Origin of the sequence: Streptococcus oralis subsp. dentisani (genome assembly GCF_002096335.1) — a bacterium.
Lineage (GTDB): Bacteria > Bacillota > Bacilli > Lactobacillales > Streptococcaceae > Streptococcus > Streptococcus oralis_Z.
The window spans coordinates 77,553-97,860 of the sequence record NZ_NCUW01000026.1 but is presented as its reverse complement, the minus strand read 5'-3'; the positions used below and the strand labels follow the sequence as shown (position 1 = coordinate 97,860).

The window sequence follows — 20,308 nt, the reverse complement described above, 5'->3', positions numbered from 1 at the left end:
CGTTTTCTATATGGGCATTTAGTCAATAAACCTGACAAATTCTTCGACAGAGCGCCTAGCATGTGGATGACCGGCCTTCAAGGCTTTTCCTATCGGCAACATTAAAATCGGCTCCCAATCCTCTGGAACCTCTAGATAGGTCTTTATCGCTGTGAAATCAGCTCCCCGCATAGGGACACTGTCATAGCCATAAGCCCGTATGACATGCATGAGATTCATGGCAAATAAACCAACATCCAGTCGAAGTCCTTCTATTCCCTTATCTTCTGGATGCAGACTAAAATATGCTTCCATTCGCCTGATTCGCTCAGGAATTGCCTCTTTAGTAGCTGCTCCTTTTTCCAGATGGAAATGTTGCCACCAATCCAAATCATAGGCCGTCTTGTCACCAAATAGCAAAAGAACCGCAGAAGCTTCCTTGACTTGCAGCTGTCCCGCCGCAAACTCAGCTAGATGTGTTTGCTTTTCTTTATTGCTGACAACCACAACCTGCCAAGGTTGAAAATTATTCCCAGATGGGGCGTAGCTGGCATGTTTCAGTATATCAGTAATCACACCCTTTCCCAAGTCTGCTTGGGTATCAAACTGCCTGACAGACCTGCGTCCGTCTAAAAAATTTAAAATACTTTCCATAGTATTTATTCCCCCTTTTGTATTTTCAAGATAGTTTTATTATAATAGATCCAAATAAAGAAAAACAGTAGTCACTTTTTTGTGACTACCATTGAGAGGAAATTTATGCAGACGAAAGAAAACTGGAATTGTGGTTTGACCAGGGTCATGGATAGTCTATCAGGAAAGTGGAAACTACAAATTTTCTGGATTATTTCCCAAAAACAACCCGCCCGTTTTAATCAATTAAAACGGGATGTTAAGGGGATTACAAAAACAATGTTAACTCGCTCCTTAGATGATCTTATCAAACAGAATCTCATCATCAAAGAAGACTTTAACACTTGGCCACTGCACACCCAGTATTCACTCAGTCCAAAAGGACAAGAGCTTCTAAGACTCATGATGGGCTTAAATGACTGGGGGAGGGAAAATTTATAAGCTGAACAGATAGATATACTGAAATACTTTCAAACACCGCCTATCACACTGTAGTCTGCGGTCCTCATTTGTGTTTCTTTCTATGGCGTTTTAATCTAATCACTAATTTAAAATATCTATTAAAACTCTACCGAATTCAGTAATATCAAAAGTTCTAGAATTTGACTTTGCTCTCTCCATTGTAGCTGTGGTTACTGCAAACATACCGTTTCCAATATACTTGTTTAAAGATTTATTAGTTGTTTCTCTAACTAACCCAAGTGCCATAAGTCTCATAGGTATATCTATAAAAACATTATTACCCGTGGTGCTAGTTAATTTCAGAATACCATAAAAAGCCTAAAAGGACTATACTGTAAGTGACCAAACAAACAGAGAGGACGTCCAAATGAGCCACTTACAGTATACCGCTAAATTCCATCACTTACAATGGAATATCAAACAATTATCAAAACTTTGTTATCAGCTGTATCGTGATTATTGCCCTGAACCTTTCAAACATCGTCGCAATATTTGTCTATCTAAAGTTTCAGACCAATCTCTGAATCTATGGTTCTATGGGTTTAAAGTTTATATGCTGGTCACCCTATCAGGCTATATTCTAAACTACGTTGTGACATCAGCCTCTGTTCATGATATTAGAGCCGTTGAGGACTTATTGGAAAACTGCCATCACTCTTACATTTTGGCTGATTTAAGCTATCTTAGTCGTGAGCTTAGAGATCATTTGGAGCAAAAAAGTTATCATCTTTGGATTCCCTTACGTCAAAATATGGCGGGGGCTGAGCAACATAATCATTGGAAACTAATGGCTATGAGAAAGACTATTGAGACACGTTTTTCAGAACTTTGTACGCTTTTCGATATGGGAAAACACCAGCTAGAGGAAAAACAGGATTGCAATTGAGGATAGAACAAATCGTATTAGCTTATAATTTAAGATATTTTGAAATTAACTAGCACCACGAGTACAAAATATCTAAAAAAAGGTCTAGCGATACAGAGTCGCTAGACCTTTAACTTATTGCAAGTTAACCTTGTTTCTCAAGATGTGATGAGTCTCTAAAAAGTTGAATTGATGAGATAATGTATTTTTGATTAGAGAGCAATTACTGGGTAATGTATGAAGTATTGACAGTTGGTTAGTTTGAACTTAATTTGGTGATATGTATATGTCTGTTTTAGGTACTATTAGATTACAAGCCACTATTTTCAATAATATTTTTTCCACCAACTTTATCAAAAGGAACTGAAGACTTTTTAGTAGGAATTTCTGTTATAAGATAGGATTTTTCCAATGAGTAGCCAGCATAGAATTGATTATAAATTTGTCCATAAATAAGTGACTTTGAAAGGAATTCAGCCTTTTCCTTGTCTTTATTTGTAAATTCTAATTTTTCTGCAACTGTTCTATTACCGGAAGGATCAGTTTCTATAGTTCCCTTAACAATATCAAATTCTTTCTTATCATAGAAGTTTTTTTCCGATAATTTTTTTATTTCATCAATACTTTTATTTGTTATGTCTTTAAGTGTAATTTCAACTTGTTCTTCACTAGAATCTTTTGTATTTTCAGGTTCTTTACCAATAGCATAGGATGTAACGTTGCCATTTTTCGTGAAATATATATACGTTATTTTATCATCTTTTGAAATTGTATCACTAGAGGCGTTAGCGACGAAGAATACTCTCTCTCTGCTTTCGTTTATTAATTCAACGATTCCTTTGCCTGTTATTTCTGTTTGAGCTGAATTTTGGGAACAAGCTCCTAAGAAAAGACTAATAAATAATAAGACTAAAAATAGTAATCTATTTCTTTGTTTCATATGGGGCTCCTAAAAGTTATTTATTTTTAATAACTCTATTGTATCATAAAAGAAGCTTATATAGATTAAAAACATTGTCAATTGTGTCAATAATTTTGTGTAAAAACTTTATTATAGTTATAGGGGGTAATTTTAATAAGACCTCAAGTATGTTGGAATATCGTTCTCATACTTAGTAAATTGATCTATAAGAATATATTTAGTTTAGTGGTGTAATAGATTTTGCTATAACAAATTCGTTATTTTTTGTTTACGCATTTTATTTACATTATGTTAAAGATGATAAAAAAACCTAGCGAGTTATTGTCGCTAGACTATGAGATTATTGCAAATTAACCTTGTTTTTCAAGATATAGTAGGTACCGAGATAGTAGATAGCTGATAAAAAGAGATCGCGCAGAATTTCTGTACCAATCATCATGTTAAAGTTATTTTCAATTCGGAAAAAGAGAGAAACATAACCAATGACGATGGCAATGACGATATAGGCTAGAATCCCCATAGCTGTTCGATACTCGTTAAAGAGTTGTCCGATTGAGATTGCGAGGTAAATGGACAAGATCCATGTAATCGAACCGACAAATAGTGATAGGGCATACAGCCAGCCATAGCTGAGGTAAGGGGAAATGAAGTTATAGAGGACAGTGAAGTCTTTTTCTATTGGTGTTAAGAAGAAGATAATCAGTACACTCAAGATAAAGACGATATAGCTTAAGATGGACCAGACAAGACCACCTAAAAGTTTTGCGATGATGATTTGATGTTCAGAGACAGGCAAGGTCAGGGTCAAATACCCTTGACGGTCATAAACACTCCCCTTGAATCTTCGGATGATTAAAAAGATTGTTGCAATCCAAAGAGTGACGCTGAGTCCTCCAAAGACTAGTACTAAAAAGAAGATGAAATAAACAGCATTGTTAGAATTGTAACTTTGGCTAAGGCTACCAAGAAAAGCCCCAATCAAAACTGAAATTGCAAGTACAGCACCATAGAGTGCAAGATACCATTTATTGATATTTTTAAATTCATAACGAACTAAATTCCAAAACATAATAATCTCCTTTAACTAAGCCTTGAACTCTTGACGGAAGAGCTGGTCAATTGATTCACCTGACTCGTAACGAATATCATCAACATTTCCTTGGCGGACGACTGTTCCGTCTTTGAGGAAGATAATCTCATCCAAGATTGGCTCAATATCTGAAATCAAGTGGGTTGAAATCAGTACCGTAGAAGTTGGGGAATAGTTGTTGATGATGGTGTTGAGGATATAATCACGGGCAGCTGGATCCACACCTCCGATTGGTTCGTCAAGAACATAGAGGCGGGCTTCACGGCTCATAACGAGGATTAGTTGGACCTTCTCCTTGTTTCCTTTTGATAATTTCTTTAAACGACTATTTTCATCAATGCCCAGGTCTGCAAGCAGATGTTGGGCGCGTTCAAGATTGAAATCCTGATAGAAGGTTTTAAAATAGGTTAGAGCATCTTTGACCTTCATCTCTTCATTGAGATAAGTTGTGTCAGGCAGATAGGAGACAATCGCCTTGGTAGCAGGACTTGGATCTAATCCGTTAATGAGAACACGTCCTTTATCAGGCTGAAGGAGGCCATTGATCAGTTTGATTAAGGTCGTTTTTCCAGATCCATTTGGGCCGAGGAGACCAACAATTTTGCCAGCCGAAATCTCAAGTGAGATATTTTCAAGAGCAATAGTGCCTCCATAAGATTTTGATACATTCTCAAGTGCTAATAATGTCATAGTCTTAAACTCCTTTGATATAATCACTTAATACATTTGGCAGTTCTTCTTTTTTGTAGCCAAATTGAAGCATACAAGAGACGAAGTGTTGCAGTTGCTCCTCGGAAAGTTGTTTGCGGGACTGAACGATGAGGTCCAAATCCTCGGTGACAAAACGACCAGTTGTTCGCTTGCTATAAACGAATCCTTCGCGTTCAAGGTCAGACAAGGCGCGCTGAATGGTATTGGGATTAACCCCAGCCTCGCTCGCCAGTTCTCTTACGGTAGGGAGCTGTTGGTTGGGTTCCAGTTCATGGGAAACAATCTGTAGTTTAATTTTTTCCATAATCTGTAAATAAATGGGTTTTGTATTATCAAATGACCAGGACATCATAGTCTCCTTTCTTTATCTTTATTGTTCTAATTAAATAATACAATAAAACAAAAAACTTGTCAAGTAAAAATAAGAATTGTTTTGGGAATTGATCAAAAAATGGTATAATGAAAAGAAAACGACAAGGAGGGAAATGCATGCGTTGTCCAAAATGTGGGGCTACCAAGTCTAGTGTTGTTGATAGTCGACAAGCCGAAGAAGGAAATACCATCCGCCGAAGACGTGAGTGCGATGAGTGTCAGCATCGTTTTACAACCTATGAACGAGTAGAAGAGAGAACACTGGTTGTCGTCAAAAAAGACGGTACACGTGAGCAGTTTTCGAGAGATAAAATCTTTAATGGGATTATCCGCTCAGCCCAGAAGCGTCCTGTGTCAAGTGATGAAATCAACATGGTGGTCAATCGCATCGAGCAAAAACTCCGTAGTCGCAGTGAGAATGAGATCCAAAGCGAATATATTGGTTCTTTAGTCATGGAAGAATTGGCAGAGCTTGATGAGATTACCTATGTTCGTTTTGCAAGTGTTTACCGTAGCTTTAAGGATGTGAGTGAGTTGGAGAGTCTGCTCCAGCAAATCACCCAGTCCTCTAAAAAGAAAAAGGAAAAATAGATGAAACCAAATGACCGTTTTTCTTTTCTAAAGAATAATCGGGTGTCGCAAGATACCTCTTCTCTGGTGCAGTGCTACCTCCCGATTATCGGTCAGGAGGCACTGAGCCTCTATCTATATACCATTACCTTTTGGGATGGTGGGCAAAAGGAGCATCTCTTTTCCCATATCCTCAATCACTTAAACTTTGGCATGCCGACCTTGCTCCAATCCTTTAAAATCTTATCTGCCTTAGATCTGTTGACCCTTTATCAAAGGGGAGAAATCTATGAATTACAGCTTCATTCTCCCATCTCCAGTCAGGAATTTCTAAGTCATTCTGTCTATAGCAGATTATTAGAGAAAAAGATTGGGGATACAGCTGTTTCTGCTATGAAGCAGGCTCCAAGTGAGGGAGAAGCACTCTCTGTTTCTTTGAGCCAAGTATTTCCAATCCTGACCGAAGAAGTGACACCAAGCGAGTCTAAAAGCAAGTTAAAAAATGATTTTGACTTGGAACATTTCCAGCGCCTGATGGCTCGAGATGGCTTGCGTTTTGAAAATGAGCAGGCAGATGTTTTGGAATTGTTTGCCATCGCAGACGAAAAAAAATGGACCTGGTTTGAAACCTATCAATTAGCTAAGGCGACAGCGGTGGCTCAGGTTATTTCAGTCAAACGCATGCGTGAAAAGATAGCACAAAAACCAGCATCTTCTGACTTTAACCCCAAAGAAATGACCATTATCAGGGAAGCCAAAAATAAAACACCCCTGCAATTTTTAGCGGAAATCAAGCAAACGCGTAAGGGGAACATCACCCAAAGTGAAAGAGAACTCCTTCACCAGATGGCGTCTTTAGGCTTGTTGGACGAAGTCATCAATATCGTCTTGCTTCTAACCTTTAACAAGGTTGATTCGGCTAATGTCAATGAAAAATATGCCATGAAGGTCGCAAATGACTATGCTTATCAAAAAATTCGGACAGCAGAAGAGGCTGTGCTTCGGATTCGAGAGCGTCAGCAAAAAGGGCAAGAAGACCAGAAATCGAAAACTAGCTCGACTAAGACAAATGTTCCCAAGTGGAGCAATCCAGAATATAAAAATCAAACCAGCGAGGAAACTCGTCTGGAACTAGAACGTAAAAAACAAGAAATGTTAGCCCGATTAGAAGAAGGAGGAGACTAGATGGAAAGTGTGGGTGACGTTATCAAACGTCAGACAAGTCGTTTTCAGTATCAGGACTTGGTCCAGCAGATCATGAAGGACCCCGATGTAGCGGCTTTTATCCAGAAAGAATCCCTCGGCCCAGAGGAGTTGAATCGTAGCATCTCCAAGTTCAACCAATATATCACAGAACGGGACAAGTTTCTTCGTGGGGATGCGGACTATATAGCGCGTGGCTACAAGCCCATCTTGGTTATGAATCACGGATATGCGGATGTGTCTTATGAAGAAACACCAGAACTAATCGCGGCAGAAAAAGAGGCTGCAATTAAGAATCGTCTCAAGTTGATCAATCTTCCAGCAAGTCTCAAGAAAGCGAAATTGGCTCAGATTGACCTAGATGATCTTGGCCGTTTGCCGATTTTTGAAAGACTCTATGCCTTTGTTGACCTTTACCCTAGTATCCGAAAAGGCCTCTATCTTTATGGAGATTTTGGTGTTGGTAAGAGTTTCATGATGGCGGCTCTGGCCCATGACCTATCTGAAAAACGAGGTGCTTCAACAACCATTCTCCACTATCCAAGTTTTGTCATTGATGTGAAAAATGCCATCGGTGAAGGATCTGTGAAGACCTTGGTGGATGAGATCAAGTTAGCAGAAGTTTTAGTCTTGGATGATATTGGTGCAGAGCAGTCTACCCCTTGGGTGCGTGATGAGATTCTCCAAGTCATCCTCCAGTATCGCATGCAGGAAGATTTGCCGACCTTCTTTACTTCCAACTTTAATTTCCAAGATTTGGAAAAACATTTTGCCAAAGGAAAAAATGGAAATGATGAGACTTGGGAAGCTAGACGGGTCATGGAAAGGATTCGTTATTTAGCTGAGGAAACGAGACTAGAAGGAGAAAATCGCCGATGACAGAAACCATTAAACTGATGAAAGCTCATACTTCAGTTCGTCGCTTTAAGGAGCAAGAGATTCCTCAGGCAGACTTGGATGAGATTTTAACTGCTGGACAAATGGCGTCATCTTGGAAAAATTTCCAATCCTACTCTGTGATTCTTGTGCGCAGTCAAGAGAAGAAAGATGCCTTATATGAACTGGTTCCTCAGGAAGCCATTCGCCAGTCAGCTGCCTTTTTGCTCTTTGTCGGTGACTTGAACCGAGCTGAAAAGGGAGCGAGCCTTCATACGGATGTTTTCCAACCTCAAGGAGTGGAAGGTCTCCTCATCACATCTGTGGATGCTGCGCTTGCTGGTCAAAACACCTTGCTTGCGGCAGAGAGTCTGGGATATGGTGGTGTGATTATCGGTTTGGTTCGTTATAAGTCGGAAGAAGTGGCAGAGCTTTTTAACTTGCCTGACTATACCTACCCTGTTTTTGGGATTGCCCTCGGTGTGCCAAATCAACAACATGATGTCAAACCAAGACTACCTTTGAGCCAAGTGGTTTTTGAAGAAGAATACCAAGAACAGCCAGTTGAAGCGATTTTGGACTATGACCAAGTACAGGAAGACTATGCTGGTGCGCGTGCGACGACCTCTTGGAGTCAGCGTTTGGCAGAGCAGTTTGGTCAAGCCGAACCTAGCTCAACTCGGAAGAATCTAGAACAGAAAAAGTTATTGTAGAAAGTGAGAAAACATGGCCTTACCAACTGTTGCCATTGTAGGACGTCCCAATGTTGGGAAATCAACCCTATTTAACCGAATCGCTGGTGAGCGAATCTCAATCGTAGAAGATGTCGAGGGTGTGACACGTGACCGTATCTATGCAACGGGTGAGTGGCTCAACCGTTCTTTCAGTATGATTGATACTGGAGGGATTGACGACGTCGATGCTCCCTTCATGGAGCAAATCAAACACCAGGCAGAAATTGCCATGGAAGAAGCAGATGTCATCGTCTTTGTGGTTTCTGGTAAAGAAGGGATTACAGATGCGGACGAGTACGTAGCACGCAAACTCTATAAAACCCATAAACCTGTTATCCTTGCTGTAAATAAGGTTGATAATCCTGAGATGCGAAATGATATCTTTGATTTCTATGCGCTAGGTTTGGGAGAACCGCTACCGATTTCGTCTGTCCACGGTATTGGGACAGGTGATGTACTGGATGCCATCGTGGAAAATCTACCACATGAAGTTGAAGAAGAAAATCCAGATGTCATTAAATTCAGCTTAATTGGTCGTCCAAACGTTGGGAAATCAAGTTTGATCAATGCCATTTTGGGAGAAGACCGTGTGATTGCTAGTCCAGTAGCTGGAACAACGCGCGATGCCATTGATACCCATTTTACAGATGCTGATGGTCAAGAGTTTACCATGATTGATACAGCTGGTATGCGTAAGTCTGGTAAAGTCTACGAAAATACTGAAAAATACTCTGTCATGCGTGCCATGCGTGCCATTGACCGTTCAGATGTGGTCTTGATGGTCCTCAATGCCGAAGAAGGAATTCGTGAGTACGACAAGCGTATCGCAGGTTTCGCCCATGAAGCTGGTAAAGGAATGATCATCGTAGTCAATAAGTGGGATACTCTTGAGAAAGACAACCATACCATGAAGAACTGGGAAGAAGATATCCGTGAGCAGTTCCAATACCTGCCTTATGCTCCTATTGTCTTTGTTTCAGCTCTTACCAAGCAACGACTTCACAAATTGCCTGAGATGATCAAGCAAATCAGCGAAAGTCAAAACACCCGTATCCCATCAGCTGTCTTGAACGATGTGATTATGGATGCCATTGCTATCAATCCAACACCGACAGACAAAGGGAAACGTCTCAAAATCTTCTACGCGACTCAAGTGGCGACCAAGCCACCAACCTTTGTCATCTTTGTCAACGAAGAAGAACTCATGCACTTCTCTTACCTGCGGTTCTTGGAAAATCAAATCCGCAAAGCTTTTGTTTTTGAGGGAACACCGATTCATCTGATTGCAAGAAAACGGAAATAAAATGATAAAAAGGATTAAGTCCTAGTAATTAGTGATGAAAGAGTAATTGTATATGATTGCTCTTTTTTACTAAACAATATTGAGTATTTAAATAATTTTTAAATTTTTATAGAGGTGGTGACTTTATTGAAAATCATTCTAAAAGAGGACATTGAACTATATCGTTATTTGATTGCAAAGGTAACATTCTTACAGACGCATAAAGAATACCATTTGGTGGAGTCCTATCTCGATAGTAATTGTTTTTTAATTGCTAACCGGGCAACAGAAGAGAAAGTGTTTGTGGCGCTCTTTAAACAACCGACTAGGAAAACGGTAGAGGTAGAGTGTAAGAAGGTTATGTTTATTCAAACCAGGAATACTAGGATTCCTGAAGGATTTGATGTAGAAAAGGCGGATAAAGGATTTAATGACCAGCTTGCCGAGAATATTCGACTGGGCTTTTTAGCACCAGATCAGTTAGTCGAGCAGTTTCAAGGGGTATTTAAAGAAGACGTTGAGAGGTATTTTAAAAAGGCAGAAGCAAGGATTCAAGCTGAGCGACAAGTTTTTGTGAAGTACTATGCCAAGGAAACGATTGAGAAGAATCCCTATCATGTGGTGGAAGGGAATGTGTCATTTAGCCATCCGAAGCATTTCAACGACCCGTTTGATTGTAATTGCTACTATGCGGATGGTCATTCGATGATGGATTTCTTCCGTGTGTTTTGTTTTACGCATGCTGCAGATAATATTTTAATGTGGTCCTATTACGCCAATAGCCACGCAGGTTATGCGCTTGAGTATTCGTATGCGAGTCTTTTGGATAAAATTCATTCCTTGAAGGTAGACGGACTCTGTGTATACGGCCCGGTGGAGTATATCGATAAACGTCCTAATACGAGAAGCAATAGCAACCAATTCTCTTATTCGAATCTGAATTTTTATATTAAGGCGACCTTTGCAAAATTCAAAGAGTGGCAACACGAGAGAGAATACCGCTTTGTGTGCATTCTGGATGAAAAAGCGGAAGCCGCGCAAGAAGTTCTTGGAGATTGGGTGCTCATTCCACAAGTGGATGTCGTGCAAGGATACGCTGGCTGTAACAATACAAAAATAAAAGTGAAGGCGCAGTACCCTATCCAAAAATTAGAAAAAGATATTTTAAATTACCAGTTAAAATCTTAATAGAAAAGTAAGTTCAATAAGAAAAAGAAAACACAAGGTCTTCTTTCTCTTATTGGGGTCGAGTTTTGGAAGACTTGTCATCAAATTAACATCAATTTCAGGGTTGCTGTCACAGTTTTGTAATGAAAATGCACTTTCTTTGTAAAAATCAAAATGCTATAATTCCTTAAATCAATTTTCCTTTATCAGGGAGGTTATTATGAAAAGAAGCAGATTATTTAAACATAGTTTGTTGGTTCGCTTGCTTGGATTGCTGATGGTCTTTCTCTTCTTGTCAGCATTCACTGCACCTGAAAAACCTGAGTACGGGATATATGATCCAAATCACTATTTGACTGACGCGACAATTAGTCAGATTCGAGAATTGAATAATGTCAATAGTAAAAAAGCGGAAAAATTCCAAATAGGCGTTTATGTTGTGAAAAGCCTAGATGGAGAAACAATCGAAACAGTTGCTAATGAAACAGCTAGAGCTTGGAAGATTGGCTATTCGGGAGATAATCACGGTGTCTTGATTGTGCTTGCAGTTCAAGATAGAAAATCACGGATTGAAACCAGCAATAATGTGGCCAGTAAGATCACAGATTATCAGACTCACAGGTTCTTGACAACAGCACGCCCCTACTTTCAAAATGGTGACTACAACAAGGGAGTTCTCTCTATAGTAAACAATCTCAACTACATGTTCTATAGTGGTTCGAGTACACCTTCTTCAAGTTCTAAAAGTAGTTACGACTATGCTACTAATTCTAGTCGTCTAAGAGAAATTGAAAAGTATACCAGTGAGAGCCAATCTTCGAAACGGCATCGAAAAAGCAGTTCGAGCGACGGAGTTATCGGATTTGGAGCTCTGATTTACTTCATCGTCATGATTATTGGATTTATATTTGGAGATCGTGGTGGTTCACGTGGAGATGATTCTGGCGGAGGCTGGTGGGGCGGTGACTCATCAGATTCAGGATCTTCTTGGTCAGACTCGGGCTCAGACTCATCTGGAGGCTGGGACGGCGGTGGCTTTGATGGTGGCGGTTCGTCTGATGACTGGTGAGTGACCCTATATAAATCTTAAACCGATTCCTCAAAGCAGTAAGGCAACTCCTTTGCAAAAGTTTACTCCTTAATTTAGAATAAAAAAACAAAGATTGGGAAATTGATTTAAAATCTGAGTCCTATCTCAGAAAAGTTGATAAAAGAAAGTGTTAAGGTTTTGATATGAAACAAAATAAAGTAATTCTCTCTATAGTGGCGATTTTCTTTGGACTACTAGTTTTGGGAAGTTGTTCCGCAGTGACGACCTATAACGGTCTGATCGGTGAACAGACTAAAGTGGAGCAGGCTCAGGCCGATGTCTCAACAGCCCTCCAACGTCGTTCAGACTTGATTGGTAATTTGGTGGAGTCCGTTAAAGGACAAATGAATCATGAAACGGAAGTCTTTACTAAAATTGCTGATGCTAGAGCTAAAATCGGCAGTAGCTCAGTAACATCGGAAGAAAACCAAAAGGCTCAGGGAGAGTTGAGTTCCGCTCTTTCCCGTTTGATTTCCTTGACGGAGAACTACCCTGAACTCAAGAGCAATCAAAATGTTGAGCAACTGATGGTGGAACTTTCAGGAAGTGAAAACCGTATCTTTGTAGCACGTAAGGATTATAACAAAGTCGCGGCCGAGTACAATCAAAAGTTGAGAAGTTTTCCAACCGTGCTCTTTGCGAATATGATGAATTTCAAAGAAGCTGAAACCTTCAAAGAAACAGAAGAAGCCAAAACAGTTCCTAAGGTTGATTTTGGAACATCTTCATCAAGTCAATAAAGTGAATCGGCCTATGAATAAAGGGATTTCTCTAGCGTGACTAGTGATTTCAAACTCAAACCTGGAAAGCCTTTTCCAGGTTTTTTTGGTATAATAAAAGGAAAGAGACAGTGACTAAAATGGAGGTCTGCTATGGAGAAAACAAAAGCTTTTCTTGAAGCGCACTACAAGAGATATATTCTTACGATTTGCTTTCTCTGGTTCCTCATGTTCTTTCTTCCTTGGGATTGGCCAATAGGAGGAGTTTCAATTTATTATTTCGTTATGAAAAAACTCTTCGTGGTCTTTGGTGTATTGGCAATCTTTTTCTCAGTACTGACTAAAAAGATGAGTCTCTTCCTCTTTGGAGTGATCTTTTGTATGGCCTTCTGGATCAATCTCTTTTTGTACTTTGGCTTATTACCAGCATTTTTTGGAATTAAACACTAAAAATTGATGGGCTAGACTAGCTTCTAGCCCTTTTTATTTTCTTGTCAAAATAGTTTGAGAAGTGAAAATGATTTGGTTGACGAGCTATCTGTATGATATAATAAGTTCCGTAAACAGAAGATTAAGGGATTTAAAAATGGCGAAAAAAGTAAAGGACTATTATGACCTGGCTTATGCTAAGGATTTGAGTCGACGGTTGCAAGCAGCGTCCCCCGCCTTTGATGGACAAAAATTTAGCTTGTTGCTAGAAAAAGATTTGGAAGAGTTAGAGTTTAGCCAGCGTCAAGAACTCTTGGCTAAAAGTATCAAAGGTTGCCTTCCCCTATCTTATCAGGATTCTCTCAAGGTTTTTGAGAAAATTTTAGGTCCTGAGTTAGAGGGTGGTCTAGGCATGTTTTCAGAAGGTTACTGGCTTTGGCCAATTGGCAAATATGTAGAGCTATATGGAGACAAGGAATTTGAATTGAGCGCGGCCTTTAGTAAGGAACTCACCAAGCGATTTACGGGAGAATTTTCCATGAGGCCCTTACTGGCTCGCTATCCTAAGGATACAATGGCTTTGCTGATAGAATGGAGTCAGGATGAAAATTTGCGCGTTCGTAGACTTGCCAGCGAGTGCATGCGTATCCGTCTGCCTTGGGCTAAGAGACAAACCGTGGTGTTAGATTATCTTGAGGATTTCACCACTATTCTGACCAATCTAAAGGATGATAAAGACAAGTCCATTCAAAAAAGCGTAGCGAACAATCTAAATGATTTATATAAGGAAGCCCCCGATAAGTTTGAAAGGATTCTTCAAACTTGGAAGAGGGAGGATCTAAGTCCCAGTTGTGCTTGGATCATCAAGCATGCATCACGAACAAAAAATAAAAAAATGCCGACAGAAGATTGAAAAAAGTGGATTTTAGAGATGTCTTTTTCCTTTGTAAAGTAAGGATTCTTTCTTGAAAAATGAGAGTAAATATGCTACAATTAAAAGAACATTCTAAAATCTTCAGAATTAAAAGTAAGGAAAATAATGGCTAATATTTTAAAAAAAATCATCGAAAATGATAAAGGTGAAATAAGAAAATTAGAAAAAATGGCAGACAAGGTCATGTCCTATGAAGAACAAATGGCAGCCTTGACCGATGAAGAACTGCAAGCAAAAACGGTTGAATTTAAGGAACGCTATGCAAATGGTGAAACGCTAGATCAACTCTTGTACGAAGCATTTGCGGTTGTCCGTGAAGGGGCTAAACGTGTTCTTGGACTCTTCCCTTATAAGGTTCAGGTCATGGGAGGAATCGTTCTTCACCACGGAGATGTACCTGAGATGCGTACAGGGGAAGGAAAAACCCTGACAGCGACTATGCCGGTATATCTGAATGCCTTGTCTGGAAAAGGAGTTCACGTAGTAACGGTCAATGAATACCTATCTGAGCGTGATGCGACTGAAATGGGTGAACTCTATTCATGGCTTGGTTTATCAGTAGGGATTAACTTAGCAGCTAAGTCTCCGATGGAAAAAAGAGAGGCTTATGCATGTGATATCACCTACTCAACCAACTCTGAGATTGGATTTGACTACCTTCGTGATAACATGGTCGTTCGAGCTGAAAATATGGTACAACGTCCGCTTAACTATGCCTTAGTTGACGAGGTAGACTCGATTTTGATTGACGAAGCGCGTACGCCTTTGATCGTTTCAGGAGCCAATGCTGTCGAAACAAGTCAGCTGTATCATATGGCGGATCACTTTGTCAAATCTTTGGACAAAGATGATTATATCATTGACATTCAGTCTAAGACTATTGGTTTATCTGATTCAGGGATTGACAAGGCTGAAGACTACTTCAAACTGGAAAATCTCTACGATATTGAAAACGTGGCCTTGACCCACTTCATTGATAATGCCCTTCGTGCTAACTATATCATGCTTCTTGATATTGACTATGTGGTCAGCGAAGAGCAGGAAATCTTGATTGTCGATCAATTTACAGGTCGTACTATGGAAGGTCGTCGTTATTCTGATGGCTTGCACCAAGCCATCGAAGCCAAGGAAGGCGTGCCGATTCAAGACGAAACCAAGACTTCAGCTTCTATCACCTACCAAAATCTCTTCCGTATGTATAAGAAGTTGTCTGGTATGACGGGTACTGGTAAGACAGAGGAAGAAGAATTCCGTGAAATCTATAACATTCGTGTCATCCCAATCCCAACTAACCGTCCTGTTCAACGTATTGACCACTCTGACCTTCTTTATGCAAGTATTGAAGCAAAATTTAATGCTGTTGTTGAAGATGTCAAGGTTCGTTACCAAAAAGGACAACCTGTCTTGGTTGGTACTGTTGCCGTTGAAACCAGTGATTATATTTCTCAGAAATTGGTTGCAGCAGGAATTCCCCACGAAGTTTTAAATGCGAAGAACCACTACAAAGAAGCGCAAATCATTATGAACGCTGGTCAACGTGGTGCGGTTACCATCGCAACCAACATGGCCGGTCGTGGTACTGACATCAAGCTCGGTGAAGGTGTTCGTGAATTGGGTGGACTTTGTGTCATCGGTACAGAACGCCACGAGAGCCGTCGTATTGATAACCAGCTTCGTGGACGTTCAGGAAGACAAGGAGATCCAGGTGAGTCTCAATTCTACCTATCTCTTGAAGATGACTTGATGAAACGCTTCGGTTCAGACCGCTTGAAAGGTGTCTTTGAACGCCTCAATATGTCAGAAGAAGCTATTGAGTCCCGTATGTTGACCCGTCAGGTTGAAGCAGCTCAAAAACGCGTTGAGGGGAATAACTACGATACACGTAAACAAGTTCTTCAATACGATGATGTCATGCGCGAACAACGTGAGATTATCTATGCGCAGCGTTATGATGTTATCACTGCTGACCGTGACTTGGCTCCTGAGATTCACGCTATGATTAAACGTACGATCGGACGAGTTGTGGATGCTCATTCACGTTCTAAGGAAGAAGAAAAAATCAAAGCTATCTTGAACTTTGCTAAATACAATCTGCTACCAGAGGGTTCTATTTCTGAGGAAGATTTGGCTGGTTTGTCAGATCGTGATATCAAAGATGAACTCTTCCAACGTGCCTTAAAGGTCTACGATAGTCAAATCTCAAAATTACGAGACGAGGACGCAGTCAAGGAATTCCAAAAAGTCTTGATTCTGCGTGTTGTGGATAACAAGTGGACAGACCATATTGATGCTCTTGACCAGTTGCGAAATGCTGTTGGACTTCGTGGCTATGCGCAAAACAACCCAGTTGTTGAGTACCAGGCAGAAGGTTTCCGCATGTTTAACGATATGATTGGGTCAATTGAATTTGACGTCACTCGTTTGATGATGAAAGCGCAAATCCATGAACAAGAAAGACCACAGACGGAGGTTAATATTAGCACAACGGCTACTCGTAATATCGCAGCCCAGCGTGCAAATCTTCCAGCAGATGTGGACTTGAGCCGAATTGGGCGTAATGAACTTTGTCCATGTGGTTCAGGTAAGAAATTTAAGAATTGTCATGGAAGACGAAACTAATAAGACATAAGAACAGGCGGATACCTGGTGAAAATACATTTTTACTTGGTGTCCGTTTGCTTTATAAGGAGATGAATCATGGTATTTACAGCTAAAAGTCCTAAAATTAACATTGAAGAAGTTCGCGCCTTGTCAAAACTAGATGGTTTGGCTTATGAAAAAAAATACCAGCGTGATCAGGAATTGGAAGCCATCATCCGTGGAGAGGATCAGCGTATTCTCTTGGTGATTGGACCATGTTCATCTGATAATGAGGAGGCAGTCCTCGAGTATGCCAAGCGCTTGTCTGCCTTGCAAGAAGAAGTCAAAGACCGTATCTTTATGGTCATGCGGGTCTATACAGCCAAACCTCGTACCAATGGAGATGGCTATAAGGGCTTGATTCACCAACCAAACGCGACAGAAGCTCCTAGCTTGATCAATGGAATCAAGGCAGTTCGTCAGCTACACTACCGTGTGATTACCGAGACGGGTATGACAACTGCTGATGAGATGCTCTACCCAGAAAACCTTCCTTTGGTAGATGATTTGATTTCATATATGGCTGTTGGAGCTCGTTCTGTAGAAGATCAACAGCACCGTTTTGTAGCGAGTGGAGCAGATTTTTCAACAGGATTTAAAAATCCAACATCTGGAAATCTCAATGTTATGTTTAACGGGATTTACGCAGCACAAAACAAGCAGAGCTTCCTCTTCCTCGGTAAAGAGGTGGAAACGACTGGGAATCCATTGTCTCATGCCATTCTTCGCGGTGCCTTGAATGAATATGGGAAAAATATTCCCAACTACTACTATGACAATTTAATGGATACCATTGATCAGTATGAAAAGATGGGCTTGGAAAATCCCTTTATCATCATCGATACCAATCATGACAATTCGGGCAAGCAGTACATGGATCAAATCCGTATCGTACGCCAGACCTTGATCAACCGTGACTGGAATGAGAAAATCAAAAAATATGTTCGTGGTTTTATGATTGAGTCCTATCTGGAAGATGGACGTCAAAATGAACCTGAAGTTTTTGGCAAGTCTATCACGGACCCTTGCCTAGGATGGGACAATACGGAAGCACTTGTTCGCGAAATCTACCAAACGCTAGGAGAACTAGGAGAATAAGATGGCATTTATCGAAAAAGGTCAAGAAATAGATATTGAAGCAATCAAGGCTGCGACCCAGTTGTCACCTGAAGCCTTGCGTTATAAGGAAGCTCGTGATCGGGAGTTGGCAGCCATCATCTCAGGTGAGGATGACCGAATCCTTTTGGTGATGGGGCCTTGTTCTTCTGATAATGAAGAGGCTGTTTTGGAATATGCTCGTCGCTTAGCAGACTTGCAGAAAAAAGTTGCGGATAAAATTTTTATCGTCATGCGTGTTTATACTGCCAAGCCTCGTACTAATGGAGATGGCTATAAGGGTATGATTCATCAGCCAAATGCTAGCGAGGCGCCTAGTCTCATCAATGGTTTGCAGGCAGTTCGTCAGCTGCACTACCGTGTGATTACCGAAACGGGCTTAACGACGGCTGATGAGATGCTTTATCCGTCAAATCTCGTTTTGGTTGATGATTTGGTCAGCTATCATGCAGTTGGAGCTCGTTCAGTGGAAGACCAAGAGCACCGTTTTGTGGCGTCTGGGATTGATGCTCCAGTTGGGATGAAAAATCCAACATCTGGGAACCTTGGGGTCATGTTTAATGCCATCTATGCAGCTCAAAACAAGCAAACCTTCCTTTACCATGGTCAAGAGGTGGAGACTTCAGGAAATCCCTTGGCCCACGTTATCCTTCGTGGCGCCATGAATGAATATGGCAAAAATGAACCTAACTTCTACTATGAGACCCTCTTAAACGCTATCAACCGTTATGAGACCATGGGACTTGAAAATCCCTTCATTATCATCGATACTAATCATGACAATTCAGGTAAGCAGTATATGGAACAAATTCGCATTGTTCGCCAAGCTTTGCTGAATCGCGACTGGAACGAAAAGATTAAAAAGACGGTTCGAGGCTTTATGATTGAATCTTATCTAGCAGATGGTCGCCAAAACCAACCAGAAATCTTTGGTTGTTCCATTACTGACCCTTGTCTAGGTTGGGAAAATACAGTAGCCTTGGTAGACGAAATTTATACTACCTTAACAAAATAAGTGAAAGGATGGAGTTGGGGGAATCTCAACTCTTTTTGTGAGTATGATAGTTGGACATGGAATTGACATCGAAGAATTGGCTTCGATAGAAGGCGCAGTTACACGACATAAAGGATTTGCCAATCGCGTGCTGACCGCTAAGGAAATGGAGCGATTTAGCAGTCTCAAAGAGCGCAGACAAATCGAATATTTGGCAGGTCGTTGGTCGGCTAAGGAGGCTTTTTCCAAGGCTATGGGGACAGGTATTGGTAAACTGACCTTTCAGGATTTGGAAGTCTTGAACAATGAAAGAGGGGCTCCCTATTTTAGTCAGGCGCCATTTTCAGGAAAGATTTGGCTGTCGATCAGCCATACAGATCAGTTTGTGACAGCCAGTGTCATTTTGGAGGAAAATCATGAAAGCTAGTCCACATAGACCAACCAAGGCTCTCATTCAGCTGGGAGCTATTCGAAAAAATATCCAACAAATGGGAAGTCATATCCCTAAAGGGACGCTCAAGTGGGCAGTGGTTAAGGCCAATGCATACGGGCATGGGGCAGTAGCTGTTGCCACAGCTATCCAAGATGATGTCGATGGCTTTTGCGTTTCCAATATTGATGAAGCTATTGAACTTCGTCAAGCAGGGATAAACAAGAAAATCCTCATTTTAGGAGTTTCTGAGCTAGAAGCTGTTTCTCTGGCTAAAGAATATAACATCACCTTAACAGTGGCTGGACTGGAGTGGATTCAAGTACTCTTAGCTACTGGTGCTGACCTAGATGGCTTGTCGGTTCACCTTAAGATTGACTCAGGAATGGGACGGATTGGTTTTAGAGAGGTCAGTGAAGCTGATCAAGCTCAGGACTTGCTCAAGAAAGAGGGGGTTCGTGTTGAGGGAATCTTTACCCACTTTGCGACTGCAGATGAAGCATCAGATACCTACTTTAATAAGCAGTTAGAACGCTTTAAGACTATTTTAGAAAGTATGAAGGAAGTGCCAGAGCTGGTACATGCTAGCAATTCTGCAACGACTCTTTGGCATGCAGAGACTATTTTCAATGCAGTCCGTATGGGAGATGCTATGTATGGTCTGAATCCTAGCGGAGAGGTCTTGGACTTACCTTATGACCTGACACCAGCCTTGACCTTGCAATCTGCCCTTGTTCATGTCAAAACAGTTGCAGCTGGAGCCTGCATGGGCTATGGAGCCACCTATCAGGCGGATAGTGAGCAAGTCATCGCGACCGTGCCAATTGGCTATGCAGATGGTTGGACTCGAGACTTGCAAAATTTCTCCGTCTTGGTAGATGGACAAGCTTGCCCAATCGTCGGACGGGTTTCTATGGACCAAATCACCATTCGCTTGCCTAAGATTTATCCGCTAGGAACAAAAGTAACCTTGATTGGCTCCAACGGTGACAAGGAAATCACAGCAACTCAGGTAGCGACCTACCGCGGAACCATTAATTATGAGGTGGTTTGCCTCCTCAGCGATCGCATTCCGAGAGAATATTATTAA

21 protein-coding genes and 2 pseudogenes are annotated in these 20,308 nt (G+C 40.9%); 17 read left to right on the top strand and 6 right to left on the bottom strand.

What is annotated here, in order from left to right; genetic code table 11:
- Positions 1-18: 18 nt before the first annotated feature.
- Positions 19-633, bottom strand: coding sequence for a nitroreductase family protein (locus B7709_RS02035; RefSeq protein WP_084971255.1), 615 nt, complete (start codon positions 631-633; stop codon positions 19-21).
- A gap of 105 nt (positions 634-738) precedes the next feature.
- On the opposite strand from B7709_RS02035, the gene B7709_RS02030 reads away from it, so the two are divergent.
- Entirely contained in the window at positions 739-1,053 is a 315-nt protein-coding gene (locus tag B7709_RS02030) for a winged helix-turn-helix transcriptional regulator (RefSeq protein WP_084971254.1), read from the top strand.
- 102 nt (positions 1,054-1,155) lie between these two features.
- On the opposite strand, the pseudogene B7709_RS02025 reads toward B7709_RS02030, so the two are convergent.
- Positions 1,156-1,353 (bottom strand): annotated as a pseudogene (locus B7709_RS02025) (hypothetical protein); the annotation flags it as partial.
- Between the two features lie 88 nt (positions 1,354-1,441).
- On the opposite strand from B7709_RS02025, the pseudogene B7709_RS02020 reads away from it, so the two are divergent.
- A pseudogene (locus tag B7709_RS02020) lies at positions 1,442-2,013 on the top strand (IS982 family transposase).
- A 236-nt stretch (positions 2,014-2,249) separates the two neighbouring features.
- Here the strand turns inward: B7709_RS02020 and B7709_RS02015 are convergent.
- The 4 genes from B7709_RS02015 to B7709_RS02000 form a co-directional block, all read right to left on the bottom strand.
- On the bottom strand, positions 2,250-2,879 hold the full coding sequence (locus tag B7709_RS02015; RefSeq protein ID WP_084971252.1) for a hypothetical protein: 630 nt from the start codon (positions 2,877-2,879) through the stop codon (positions 2,250-2,252).
- A gap of 322 nt (positions 2,880-3,201) precedes the next feature.
- Complete coding sequence (locus B7709_RS02010) at positions 3,202-3,930, bottom strand: hypothetical protein (RefSeq protein ID WP_084971250.1); 729 nt, start codon at positions 3,928-3,930, stop codon at positions 3,202-3,204.
- 15 nt (positions 3,931-3,945) lie between these two features.
- Positions 3,946-4,641 (bottom strand): ABC transporter ATP-binding protein, encoded by a 696-nt coding sequence (locus B7709_RS02005; RefSeq protein WP_084971248.1) that lies wholly within the window; start codon positions 4,639-4,641, stop codon positions 3,946-3,948.
- 4 nt (positions 4,642-4,645) lie between these two features.
- Positions 4,646-5,011, bottom strand: coding sequence for a GntR family transcriptional regulator (locus B7709_RS02000; RefSeq protein ID WP_000119122.1), 366 nt, complete (start codon positions 5,009-5,011; stop codon positions 4,646-4,648).
- Between the two features lie 140 nt (positions 5,012-5,151).
- Between B7709_RS02000 and nrdR the strand changes: the two genes are divergently transcribed.
- From nrdR to alr, 15 genes are all read left to right on the top strand, one after another.
- Positions 5,152-5,625 carry a transcriptional regulator NrdR gene (nrdR, locus tag B7709_RS01995; protein ID WP_001203678.1) on the top strand — a complete coding sequence of 158 codons (474 nt, stop codon included), beginning with the start codon at positions 5,152-5,154 and terminating at the stop codon, positions 5,623-5,625.
- Positions 5,626-6,789 (top strand): DnaD domain protein, encoded by a 1,164-nt coding sequence (locus B7709_RS01990; protein ID WP_084971246.1) that lies wholly within the window; start codon positions 5,626-5,628, stop codon positions 6,787-6,789.
- Positions 6,790-7,686, top strand: a complete 897-nt coding sequence (gene dnaI / locus B7709_RS01985) for a primosomal protein DnaI (protein WP_084971245.1) — start codon at positions 6,790-6,792, stop codon at positions 7,684-7,686.
- The gene (locus tag B7709_RS01980) at positions 7,683-8,396 is read left to right on the top strand and encodes an NADPH-dependent oxidoreductase (protein ID WP_084971243.1); all 714 of its coding nucleotides are present in this window, start codon (positions 7,683-7,685) and stop codon (positions 8,394-8,396) included. Before dnaI ends, B7709_RS01980 begins: the two co-directional genes overlap by 4 nt.
- Positions 8,397-8,409: 13 nt before the next feature.
- Positions 8,410-9,720 carry a ribosome biogenesis GTPase Der gene (gene der, locus B7709_RS01975; RefSeq protein ID WP_084971241.1) on the top strand — a complete coding sequence of 437 codons (1,311 nt, stop codon included), beginning with the start codon at positions 8,410-8,412 and terminating at the stop codon, positions 9,718-9,720.
- Between the two features lie 117 nt (positions 9,721-9,837).
- Positions 9,838-10,887 carry a DUF2971 domain-containing protein gene (locus B7709_RS01970; RefSeq protein ID WP_239822488.1) on the top strand — a complete coding sequence of 350 codons (1,050 nt, stop codon included), beginning with the start codon at positions 9,838-9,840 and terminating at the stop codon, positions 10,885-10,887.
- A 199-nt stretch (positions 10,888-11,086) separates the two neighbouring features.
- Positions 11,087-11,935, top strand: coding sequence for a TPM domain-containing protein (locus tag B7709_RS01965; RefSeq protein ID WP_084971237.1), 849 nt, complete (start codon positions 11,087-11,089; stop codon positions 11,933-11,935).
- Between the two features lie 164 nt (positions 11,936-12,099).
- Positions 12,100-12,696 carry a LemA family protein gene (locus tag B7709_RS01960; protein ID WP_061454354.1) on the top strand — a complete coding sequence of 199 codons (597 nt, stop codon included), beginning with the start codon at positions 12,100-12,102 and terminating at the stop codon, positions 12,694-12,696.
- Positions 12,697-12,828: 132 nt separating this feature from the next.
- The gene (locus B7709_RS01955) at positions 12,829-13,125 is read left to right on the top strand and encodes a hypothetical protein (RefSeq protein ID WP_084971235.1); all 297 of its coding nucleotides are present in this window, start codon (positions 12,829-12,831) and stop codon (positions 13,123-13,125) included.
- Positions 13,126-13,261: 136 nt separating this feature from the next.
- Positions 13,262-14,017 carry a DNA alkylation repair protein gene (locus B7709_RS01950; RefSeq protein WP_084971411.1) on the top strand — a complete coding sequence of 252 codons (756 nt, stop codon included), beginning with the start codon at positions 13,262-13,264 and terminating at the stop codon, positions 14,015-14,017.
- Positions 14,018-14,143: 126 nt separating this feature from the next.
- Positions 14,144-16,657: a preprotein translocase subunit SecA gene (gene secA / locus B7709_RS01945; protein ID WP_084971233.1), complete on the top strand. Its 2,514-nt coding sequence runs from the start codon at positions 14,144-14,146 to the stop codon at positions 16,655-16,657.
- 78 nt (positions 16,658-16,735) lie between these two features.
- Positions 16,736-17,776: a 3-deoxy-7-phosphoheptulonate synthase gene (locus tag B7709_RS01940; RefSeq protein ID WP_084971231.1), complete on the top strand. Its 1,041-nt coding sequence runs from the start codon at positions 16,736-16,738 to the stop codon at positions 17,774-17,776.
- A gap of 1 nt (position 17,777) precedes the next feature.
- Positions 17,778-18,809: a 3-deoxy-7-phosphoheptulonate synthase gene (locus B7709_RS01935; RefSeq protein WP_084971229.1), complete on the top strand. Its 1,032-nt coding sequence runs from the start codon at positions 17,778-17,780 to the stop codon at positions 18,807-18,809.
- 43 nt (positions 18,810-18,852) lie between these two features.
- Positions 18,853-19,215 carry a holo-ACP synthase gene (gene acpS, locus B7709_RS01930; protein ID WP_084971227.1) on the top strand — a complete coding sequence of 121 codons (363 nt, stop codon included), beginning with the start codon at positions 18,853-18,855 and terminating at the stop codon, positions 19,213-19,215.
- Positions 19,205-20,308: an alanine racemase gene (alr, locus tag B7709_RS01925; RefSeq protein WP_084971225.1), complete on the top strand. Its 1,104-nt coding sequence runs from the start codon at positions 19,205-19,207 to the stop codon at positions 20,306-20,308. Before acpS ends, alr begins: the two co-directional genes overlap by 11 nt.